Below are 4,383 nucleotides of genomic sequence, written 5' to 3'. Positions count from 1 at the left end.
TCGACTCAAGATGGGGTCGCCGGACGCTTACGAATCACGTACCGACTATTGCCCACTACTTGGCCGGGTGAATATGTCGTTTTTTCCTGACCCCGATACCTCAAACTGACCAGTGTGCTTTCCTATGCTAGACGGTATGGAGTTACTACAGCTCCCCGTATCCTGATTTTATGTCTGTGGTGAAAAGTTACGAATGTGTGGTGTCGTGATAATTCAGGGCAATCCGGGAGTTTCTATAAATCAAACTCTGACTTTGAGGTTGAGAAGGCTTTATTTGGAATCGATTAATTTTGCCATTTTGCTTTGGGGTAGAACGATTTGATTTTTATTGATAAATGTAAAAAGAAAAAATTTCTGCCCAGGTAGTCCCTGGGCAGAGGAGGGGTTTACTTTATAGGCTTTGATAGGTATTGAAGATGATTTCCATACTCGGGAACAAAGAAGTCACCATAAGCAGAGAAGCTTCCATCCGCATCATACATTTTAAGAAGAATATCAAAAGGATGAGTATTCCACTGCTCTACAATCATTCTTCCATCATCGAGGAAGTTGACTGGGCCCGAAAGAGTCAAGCTAATGGGATAAGATCTCATGTTTATAGTGTTTTTGCTAGTATCTTGTCTAAGTCCCCAGCTTAATGCGAATGGTACGTCAAGATATAGGTCTAGAGTGGCATTTAAGGTGGGTTTGCCGTTGATATTTAGAATATGTGCTTTGACTGGCTCTGATCTGGTCTCTCCTGAGTAGCGCATCCTCAGAATTTGTTTGCCACTATGGCCGGGAACTGCCTGGTAGTTGGTAAATATCTTGAATGCCTGATAAAGGTCAATAGACGTTCCAACGACCATCGCTGGCCATAGCCTTACCTCGATTCCCGCGTCTGATACGTTATCTGTCACTTCAGCAACCATAGATGACATCAGGTAGCTAAATTTATTTTCGGGGCAAGAGAGAGGAGCTTCTGGATCTATAAGAGCGCCGGCCAGATCGTAACCGCAACCAATCCCCATTCCATCAGCGGTAAAGAAGGAGAGTTCGGGAGGTCTTAGTTCTTCATTAACCCCTCTGGAGAGTATCTTTGCACTGTTGGGACTAGGGCTTAGACCATTAGGATCATAGTCGGAATAAGCGGGGTTGTATCCTGGATCTCCTGGCTGAAGTTCCAAGCCAGGCCCATATTCTTCTTCGAGAAAGGTGAAGTCAGACGGAAATCCAAACTGTGTGGGAGGGTGAGTATCTCCGTACAAAAAACTTCTCTCATTGAAGAAATTAGAGTTTGTGTCAGAGATAGGCTGAGTAGTCAATATCTGAAGAATATTATTGCTCTGGGGAGCACCCCGGAAGAACTGTACGAAATCGACGCCTCCTGCATTTATGCTAACTCCTGCTGGTTGCTCAATGTAATCTTTTTCGCCTGTGGTGGGGCTTCCATCAATATTATATGTCCTTAACATGAACATGCCGATCGTTTGAGTCTGTAATGGCAGGCCATCTTTATCGCAGATGGCGTCGGTTCCGCAGATATAGTCGAGCTTGTCCACTAGTATTGGCTGATTGGCGTTAACCGTGCAGCGATTGATAGTTTCTTCAGATACGATAATTCTAACCCCTATGCGTCCCTGATCGGGGTTATGTGTGCCGCTATGGCAAATTGCGTAACCGGACGACAGTAGACGATATCTATACAAGTCATCCTGTTGCCATGGAGTAGATGGGGTGAATAATATTTCACCACCGCTCACCTCAAGGGTTCCCTCCGCTACAGGTATCCATCCGTCTTTATTTTTGTCGAAGTGCTCGACTGAAAATGTTTCGTTTAGTTTTACTGATTTTGGGTCGATTTCTTTTGAAGTGCTTATGTAAATGGGATGGTTAGCAGGTAGAGGCATAACGGGGATAATGTCGTCTCGTGGCGTCTGATCATCAGGTTTTACCCCAGAAACCCCAGGGTGTCCGCCAGCACAAAGTCCAGCTTTATTATTGTTTAGATCACGATTTTTATCTGTTTCACCCGAGCCGAAAGCGTCTAGAAGCTCTTGTTTGAGAGCACATGGAAACCCTGGATAGCTGGCGAGGATGATGGGGCTATGATCGGTTCGGTAGGAGATGCTGTCTTCAGTGGCGTCTGATGGAAAAGGCCCTGGGTTTGCCGCATCGGTGAGGGCATCTAGGCTATTATCGATTTTGCTGGATAGCGTGAATACTTCATCAAGCGGCATTACCAACACATTCTTCTCCACATCGGTAATCCCGGTAGTCGCTGTCAACCGATAGCTAATTGGAGCCTCCTCCGGGCTATAAACCAAATCCTCCTCCGGCTTCACCACGATCGCCGCGCCATCCACATACACTTGCGCCGGCATTTCCTCTTCTGCTCGGCCGTTCACGGTTTTATAGAGCGTGACGTTACCTTCCACACTCTGCGGATCGATGGGTTCATCGAAGTTCAAAATAATCGGATCCCCTGGCTTGGCCAGCAGGGACTTGTCCTCGCCGGTGATGGTATCCGTGCCCAGGGTCCAGCTTTGCAGGGTGGGGCCGGTGGTGTCTTCCGGGGCCGTGGGGGCGTTCATCTGATCCTTGTAGGACTGCAGCTGGAAGCTGAGCAGGCCGTAGCCGTATTCCTGGCCGAGGATGTTGGGTTCCACCATGCCGACGGCGTCCAGGTTGAGGACGCCGGCTTCGGTGTCCACTTCGGCCACACCCACCAATTCGATGTGCATGATGTCCTGGGTGAAGCCGCCGTTGGCGCGCGGGTCCTCGGTGGCGATGCCCACGTCCATGAGCAGGTGGACGATGCGCAGGGCGTCGGCGCGGTTATGGACGTTGTAGGGGTTGGGGACCAGGTAGCCGGTGGCGTCGCTGGTGAGGCGCATGTCCACCGGGCCGGAGCCGAAGCCGGCGGGGACTTCGCCGCCGATCATCACCATTTCGATGGCGCTGCCGGTGAGCTTGGTGCCGCGGGGCAGGCGGATCGGGGTGACGTCCGGGTATTCGGTGACGTCCGCCAGTTCGGCCACCACGGCGTCGGCGCTGGCCTGGGTGACGTTGACGTCTTCGCCGAGCAGGGTGCCGTTGACGGGCACCTGGTTGATGTTCTTGCCGGTGAGGCGGGACAGGCCGCTCTGGGTGATGCGTTGCACCAGCATGGCCGGTTCGCCACGCGGTGAGGAGTCCGCCGGGGTAAAGCTGATCTCGGTGCCGGCGAAGGCCTCATCAAAGGTGCTGGTGAGGCCGTTGGTGAGGCTCAGCGTGTAGTTCTGGCCGGGCGTCAGATACTCCGGTTTCGGGTCCACGGTCATGTAATGGCCGTTGATCAGGAGCGTGGCTTCCACGGTTTCGCCGCTGCTGTCGGTCAGTACCACGGTGTCGCCGTAGCGGGCACTGGCGCGGTCCACCGGCTGGGTGAACTGGAAGCGGAAGCTGGAGAAATCCATGACCGGTTCGTTGGTGTCGCCATTGGGCATTTGCCGGTCGATGGCGAAGCCGTCGTCCTTGACCACCAGGCTTCTGGGCCCTTCGGCCAGTGGCCGGGTGGTGAAGCGCAGGGTGCGGTCGGCGGAGGTGCCGTTACGCAGACGCAGGTTCTTGATGGCGATGGTGTAGTCGGTGAGCGGGCTCAGCGATTGCGCCGGTGTGAGGATCACGCCGCGCGGGTCCGGGCCCACGGTTTCGGCGGTGTAGTCCAGGTTGCCGCCTTCGGCGTCACAGCACAGGGTGATGCTCTGTTCCACGTCGCCGAGTGACACATCACTGGTGAAGCGCAGCACCACCGGTGCCTTGGTGGGGACTTCGGCCTGCCCGTCATCGGGGTAGGCGTAGAGCAGGCTTTGGCGCTGGGCGTCGTTGGCATCATTGCTGGGCATGCTGGAGCCATCACTGCCGCCACAGGCGGTGAGGACGGTGGCGCAGGCGGTTATTAATAAGGTCCCGTACAGGGTCTGGTTAAAGGTTCCGCGAAGCATAAGGTTTTCCCCCCTTAAAACTGCATGCTGATGGAGGCGGCGAAGACGTTGACGTCGCCGTCGGTCTTGACGCGGTCATTGTTGCCGGTCTGATCGGAGATCAAACGGAATTCCCGCTCGCCGATGGCGTGGTACTGGTAGGCCAGATCGAAGCGCACCGGGTGCTTGAAGCCATAGACCCGCTGGGCGGTGGCGTGGAAGCCCAGGCCGAAGATGGTGCGGCGGGCGTCCAGATAGTTGATCTCTTTATTGACGCCGGTCTCCAGCGGGGACTCCTGATAGGCAATACCGCCGGAGAAGCCGATGCCGGGCTCGAATTCGTATTCCACGCCGATGCGGGGAATAAAGGTGTCCCGGAACTGCAGATCGCCCACGTCCTTGATGTCGTCGTGGCCACTGGTCAGTTTGTCTTCCAGCT

Annotated in this window: 1 protein-coding gene and 1 pseudogene; both read right to left on the bottom strand. The window is 54.0% G+C overall.

From position 1 onward, the window contains the following. Positions 1-386: 386 nt before the first annotated feature. Positions 387-3,965, bottom strand: a complete 3,579-nt coding sequence (locus MA04_RS21570; protein WP_262462815.1) for an Ig-like domain-containing protein — start codon at positions 3,963-3,965, stop codon at positions 387-389. A 14-nt stretch (positions 3,966-3,979) separates the two neighbouring features. Then, positions 3,980-4,383, bottom strand: a pseudogene (locus tag MA04_RS21565) (outer membrane protein transport protein); the annotation flags it as partial.

Source organism: Alloalcanivorax balearicus MACL04, assembly GCF_025532145.1.
Classification (GTDB): Bacteria; Pseudomonadota; Gammaproteobacteria; order Pseudomonadales; family Alcanivoracaceae; genus Alloalcanivorax; species Alloalcanivorax balearicus.
This window is presented reverse-complemented; position numbering and strand designations above follow the sequence as displayed.

What these genes read in the sequence shown, in the direction of transcription:
- MA04_RS21570 (WP_262462815.1), bottom strand. Translation starts at nt 3,965, where the DNA reads ATGCTTCGCGGAACCTTTAACCAGACCCTGTACGGGACCTTATTAATA.